This is a genomic window from Nakamurella sp. (assembly GCF_048594475.1).
Lineage (GTDB): Bacteria > Actinomycetota > Actinomycetes > Mycobacteriales > Nakamurellaceae > Nakamurella.
Genome location: NZ_JBMDXT010000396.1, coordinates 1 through 5,827, shown reverse-complemented (window position 1 = coordinate 5,827; position 5,827 = coordinate 1). Strand labels below are relative to the sequence as shown.

Sequence of the window (5,827 nt, the reverse complement as noted above, 5' to 3'; positions counted from 1 at the left end):
ACGAGCACGCCCTCAACCGGCCAGAGTGAGGACGTGCTCGTCGGGATCGACACGCGGGGCCCGGGGCGGGGCGCCCCGGACGCGACCCGCCCCGGAGCTCAGACGGCGGCGAGGATGCGGCGCGCCTCCTGGGCGATGGGCAGATCGACGAAATCGCCGGAAGGGGTGCGGCAGGCGGCGCCGCCCGCTGCCTCGAACGCGCCGAGCACCTCGCGGGCCCACCGCACCCGCTCGGCGGCCAGGCCGAACACCTCGTGGATCGCCGGCAGCTGCCGGGGGGTCAGCGCGGACTGGGCACCGACGCCGAGCGCCCGGGCGGCCCGGGCGTGGGCCAGCAGACCGTCCGGATCGTCGAGCCGGGCGTAGACGCTGTTCACCGGACCGGGCAGGCCGGCCGCGCGGGACGCGACGACCAGCACCGACCGGGGGTAGGCCAGCGCGGCCGGGCTGCCGTCGCAGCCCAGGTCGTTGGCCAGGTCGACCCCGCCCAGGCCGAGCCGGGCGACCAGCGGGTGGGCGGCCACGGCCGGGGCGGCCAGCAGCCCGGCCGCGGACTCGACGGCCGGCAGCGTGGCGGCCAGCCGGGGCGCCCGGTCGGCCACCCAGTCGATCTGCGCGGGGTCGTCGACCTTGGGCACCCGGGCATGGGTGAGCAGGTCGCCCAGGGCGGTCAGGTCGGCCTCCGCGTCGGCCGTCCCGGGGGCGTTGATCCGGACCCAGAGTTGCTGCCCGGGAACCGGTTCGGCGGCCAGCGCGGCGCGGACCGCGATCCGGGCGGCCGGCCGGTCGGCCGGGGCGACGGCGTCCTCCAGGTCGATGACCACGGCGCCGGCGCCGGACCGGCGGGACTTGGCGATCAGCTCGGGCCGGTGACCCGGCACGAACAGGTAGCTCGTCGGACTGCTCAGATCGAAGCTCACGGCTGCACCTTCGCGATCGGGATGGTCGGGGCGGGGAAGCGGATGGCCGGGCCGATCCGGGTGGGGGCGGTCCGGCCGCGCCGGGCCGCCGGATCCTCGCCGCGGATCAGGCCGGCGCCGGGAACCGGCGGGCCGGCCGTCACAGCACACCCGCGTCGCGCAGGGCCCGGATCCGGTCCAGGTCGTGGCCAAGTTCCTTGACGTAGACCTCCTCGTTGTCCGCGCCGAGATCCCGCCCGGTCCAGTCGATCCCGCCGGGCGTCGCGGACATCCGGACCATCACGTTCTGCATCTTCAGCCGTCCGAAGTCCTCGTCGTCGACCGTCGTGACGATGTCCCGCTCGATCACGTGCGGGTCGTTCATCAAGTCGTGCACGGTGTACACCGGGGCGAGTGCGGCGCCGACCCGGTCGAACTCGGCGACCACCTCGGCCTCGTCCCGGGCGGCGATCCAGGAGGCGACGTAGCCGTCGAGCTCGTCGGCGTGCTCGACCCGCTCACCGGCCGACTTGAACCACGGCTCGGCGATCACCTCGGGGTGGCCGACCAGGGTCAGCACCCGCTCGGCCACCGACAGGGAGCTGGTCGAGACGGCCACCCACCGGCCGTCCCGGGTCAGATAGGTGTTGCGGGGGGCGTTGTTCGGCGACCGGTTGCCGTGCCGGCCGGGCACCTCACCGAGCTGGTCGTAGACCGACGGCGACGGCCCGAGGATGAGCAGCAGCGGTTCCAGCAGCGACAGGTCGATCACCTGACCGCGACCACCGCGCTCCTTGTGCAGCAGCGCCATGGTGACCGCGTACGCGCCGGCCAGCGCGGACACCCCGTCGGCCAGGCCGAACGGCGGCAGCGTGGGCGGCCCGTCGGGCTCGCCGGTCATGTGGGCCAGGCCGCTCATCGCCTCGATCAGCGTGCCGAACGCCCGCCGCTGGGCGTACGGGCCGTCCTGGCCGAAGCCGGTGACCCGGAGGATGACCAGGTCCGGGTTGATCTCGTGCAGCGTCTCCGGCGACAGGTCCCACTTCTCGAACACGCCGGGCCGGAAGTTCTCGATCAGCACGTCGGCCGTGCGGATCAGATCCAGGAACAGCTCTCGGCCCTGCGGGTCGGACAGCTTGGCGGTCACCGTCCGCTTGTTGCGCCCCAGGGTCTTCCACCACAGGCCCTTGCCGTGTTTGCGCCAGCCGTGGGTGCGGGCGGAGTCGCCGGTCGGGTGTTCGACCTTGATCACCTCGGCGCCGAAGTCGCCGAGCATGGTCGCGGCGAGCGGGCCGGCGTACACGGTGGCGGCGTCGATCACCCGGTAGCCGGCGAGCGCGCCCTGCTGGCGGCGGCTCTCGCGGGGGTCCTGGTCGGAGGGAGCGGGGGCGTCGTGGGTGACGGTCATGTCGTTTCCTTGTCGCGATCGGCGGTCGGTCAGGCAACGCGGTCGGTCAGGTGAGGCGGTCGAGCGGGACGAGAGCTCGGGCAGGCGAGGGGATGTGATGTGGAGCTGCCCCGGGCCCGACGGCGGAGGTCGCCGGGCCCGGGGCAGAGCCGGGGTGGGTGGGCGGGACCGACGGTCAGCCGATCGGGATGACGCCCAGCACCAGCGCGGTGGCCAGCATGACCATCGAGCAGACGACCGCCCGCCAGATGACCTTCTTGTGGTGGTCGGCCATCTGGACCCGGGCCAGCGAGATGAGCAGCAGCATCGCCGGGACCAGGGGGCTGGTCATGTGCACCGGCTGGCCGATGATCGAGGCCTGGGCCATCTCGACCGGGGAGATCCCGTAGTGGCCGGCCGCCTGCGACAGGATCGGCAGGATGCCGAAGTAGAACGCGTCGTTGGTCAGGAAGAAGGTCAGCGGCATCGACAGGATGGCGGTGATGACGGCGAAGTACGGGCCCAGCGGTTCGGGGACGGCCGAGACGATGCCGTTGGCCATCGCGGTCACCATGCCGGTGCCGGACAGCACGCCGACCAGGACCGCGGCGGCGAAGACCATGGCGACCACCGAGACGATGGACGTGGCGTGCGCGGTGATCCGCTCGGCCTGGTCCTTCTGCTTCGGGAAGTTGACCACCAGGGCCACCGCGGCGGCGACCATGAAGACCAGCGACAGCGGCAGCTTGTCCAGGCCCAGGCAGACCAGCAGGCCGACGGTCAGCGCCAGGTTGAACCAGATGAGCTTGGGCCGCAGGGTCTTGCGGTTCGGGTCGAGGCCGTCCTCCATGTCGGAGTGCTCGCCGTCGTCGGTGACGCCCAGCTCGGAGCGGGCGATCGAGGACAGGTTCAGGTTGGCCGGCGGGACCGGCGGGAAGTCGCCCCCGGTGGCGGTTCCGGCGCCCCCGGCGCCCGGGCCGGTCAGCACTGCGGTGCCGGTGCCGCCACCGCTGCCGCCGCGGAGTTCGGCGGCCACCGTGTCCAGGGTCAGACCCGACTTGATCAGCCGCTTCTTCTCGCTGCGGCCCAGGAAGTAGGCCAGCACGAAGACCGTGATGATGCCCATGATCATGCCCGGCACCATCGGGTTGAACAGCTCGGAGGGCGAGACGTTCAGCACCGTCGCGGCCCGGATGGTGGGACCGCCCCAGGGCACGATATTGAGCACGCCGTTGGCCAGGTTGGCCACCACGCAGAGCACGACCGGGCTCATTCCGAGCCGGCGGTAGATCGGCAGCAGCGCGGAGACCGTGATGATGAACGTGGTGGAGCCGTCACCGTCCAGGGAGACCGCACCGGCGAGCAGGGCGGTGCCGAGCACGACCTTGACCGGGTTGTTGCCCACGACGCGCAGGATGAAGCGCATCCGCGGGTCGAACAGGCCCACGTCGATCAACAGGCCGAAGTAGATGATGGCGAAGAACAGCAGCGCCGCGGTGGGCGCGAAGTCCTTGATCGCCTTCATGATGGCGCCGGTGACGCCGCCCTCGACGTCCTCGGCGATGCCGAGTCCGGTCGCGACCAGGCCCATGGTGATCGGCACCAGAATCAATGCGATCACCGGGACGATTCTCTTGCTGAGAATCAAATACATGAAAACTGCGATCATCACGCAGCCGAGGGCGATGAGCATCGGTGCTCCCTTCGGAAAGTCGCTGGTAGACAAACCGTAAGGTCGCGTGGCGGAGCGTCGATGCTTGGAAAAACAAGTGCCGCTATTCGTCTTTGGCGTCGTTGTGGTCGTTGTGGTCACCGGTCGACGATGCGGCGGTGCGGGGGTGGGGGGGTGTCCGCACCCCCGGACGGACCACCGCGAACGGCGGACGGGTCCGGTTCAGCCCGGACCGTCCGTCATCGCGCGGTGACCACTGACCGGACGGCGACGATCCGTCGTCCCCCGGCCGATACGCCGCGGGCTCTGGACACGCATCGGTCCGTGCTCTATGGTCAAGACATCGTTTGGTCTTACCAAATGCATCAGTGCCTCCCCACCTCAGCACGCTGCCCGTCCCCACCGCCGGCCCGCGACAACGACGTTTACGCCTGTAGGAGGGCTACCTGTGCCGACCTTGACCGCCGGAACATCACCGACGCCGTCGACGGTAGCCGCACCATCGGCCCACTCACGCCCAAAGGCGGTCATGGAACAGGATGCTTCTCGCGGTCGTTCCTCGGGGACGGCCGGTCCCCGGCACGTGGTCGACCTGCGGCTGTTGCGCTGCTTCATCGCCGTCGCCGACGCCGGATCGGTGACCGCCGCGGCCCAAGAGCTGTACGTCAGCCAGCCGTCCCTGTCCCGCCAACTCCACCGGCTGGAACGGGAGATCGGTCTCGTGCTGTTCCGGCCCGTCGACGGCCGGCTGGTGCTGACCTCGGCGGGCCGGGAACTGCTGCCACGAGCCCGAACGCTGCTGGCCACGGCCACCGATGTCCAGTCCTTTGCCGGCGACATCGCCTGCGGCGCAATCACGGCGGTCCAGGTCACGGCGTCCGCCGTCACCGCCTACGAGGTGCTGGCGCCCTTCATCGCATCCGCGAGCGGCCTTCCGCCGCTCGCCGTGCGGTCGGCCGAGGCGGGAAAGGTCTATGCATCGCTCGATGCGGACGCCGACCTGGTCGTCGATGACGACGTCCCGCCCGGACACCTCGCGGTCTCGGTACTCACGCGGCGGACCGTGCACGCGTTCGTTCCGGCTACCCACGATCTGGCCGCCAACAGGTCGGTGCCCCTGAACCGACTCGTCGAGCATGCCCTGATCCTGCCGAACCGCCGGCGGCACGTCCGGCACATCATCGACGAGGCCACCGCCCACGAGGGGCTGGTTTACCGGACGGCGGAGGAATACGACTGGCCGCCGGTCGCGATGGCGAATGCGGCGGCCGGACGAGGAGTGGCCGTCGGTTGCGGGGATCCTGCTTTCGATCTGATCCCGGTCCCGGTCATGACGGCCGGCGGCCGGATGACGGCACCGCTGTTCGCATCCTGGTTGGCCGATCATCACGCCGCCGCCACACTCGCGGCACTCGCCGCCGGACTTTCCGGCTATCTGGAGTCGGGCGTCGGGTCGCCGCCGGCCGATCCGGCGCGCTCCGGGCCGGGTCGGGCGGACTAGCAGAGCGCCGGCCGGGCACCACATGCTGCATACGCGGAATGCGGAATCAGCATGGGACGACAGCACATCTCAAGTGGACCGCAATCTGATCACCCGACACCATGAGCAGCGATCGCCGGACGCACTCACCCGCCGTCACACCGTCTGTGCTCGACCGAGCTATTTCCACCCGTGGAGGTTCAATGGCGACCCCGTATCAGCCCGACGTCACCGCGGTCGGTGACAGTGTTTTCCTGACGGCGATGGTCTCGATCATCCCGTTGGCGGTGGTCTTCATCTTCCTGGGGGTGTTGAAGACCAAGGCCCATTTCGCGGCGTTGGCCGGGTTGGCGGCGTCGATCCTGGTGGCGATCCTGGCGTTCGGGATG

4 protein-coding genes and 1 pseudogene are annotated in these 5,827 nt (G+C 70.7%); 2 read left to right on the top strand and 3 right to left on the bottom strand.

All coding sequences use genetic code 11. The features are described from left to right. Window positions 1–98 precede the first annotated feature (98 nt). The 3 genes from ACOJUF_RS17840 to ACOJUF_RS17830 form a co-directional block, all read right to left on the bottom strand. On the bottom strand, window positions 99–920 hold the full coding sequence (locus ACOJUF_RS17840; RefSeq protein ID WP_420123164.1) for an HpcH/HpaI aldolase/citrate lyase family protein: 822 nt from the start codon (window positions 918–920) through the stop codon (window positions 99–101). A gap of 139 nt (window positions 921–1,059) precedes the next feature. Continuing rightward, window positions 1,060–2,307 (bottom strand): CaiB/BaiF CoA transferase family protein, encoded by a 1,248-nt coding sequence (locus tag ACOJUF_RS17835; RefSeq protein WP_420123163.1) that lies wholly within the window; start codon window positions 2,305–2,307, stop codon window positions 1,060–1,062. 175 nt (window positions 2,308–2,482) lie between these two features. Continuing rightward, the gene (locus ACOJUF_RS17830) at window positions 2,483–3,979 is read right to left on the bottom strand and encodes a CitMHS family transporter (RefSeq protein WP_420123162.1); all 1,497 of its coding nucleotides are present in this window, start codon (window positions 3,977–3,979) and stop codon (window positions 2,483–2,485) included. A 562-nt stretch (window positions 3,980–4,541) separates the two neighbouring features. Here ACOJUF_RS17830 and ACOJUF_RS17825 point away from each other — a divergent pair. Together ACOJUF_RS17825 and ACOJUF_RS17820 are read left to right on the top strand one after the other, a co-directional pair. Continuing rightward, on the top strand, window positions 4,542–5,459 hold the full coding sequence (locus ACOJUF_RS17825; RefSeq protein WP_420123161.1) for a LysR family transcriptional regulator: 918 nt from the start codon (window positions 4,542–4,544) through the stop codon (window positions 5,457–5,459). A gap of 182 nt (window positions 5,460–5,641) precedes the next feature. Then, window positions 5,642–5,827: pseudogene (locus ACOJUF_RS17820) on the top strand (L-lactate permease); the annotation flags it as partial.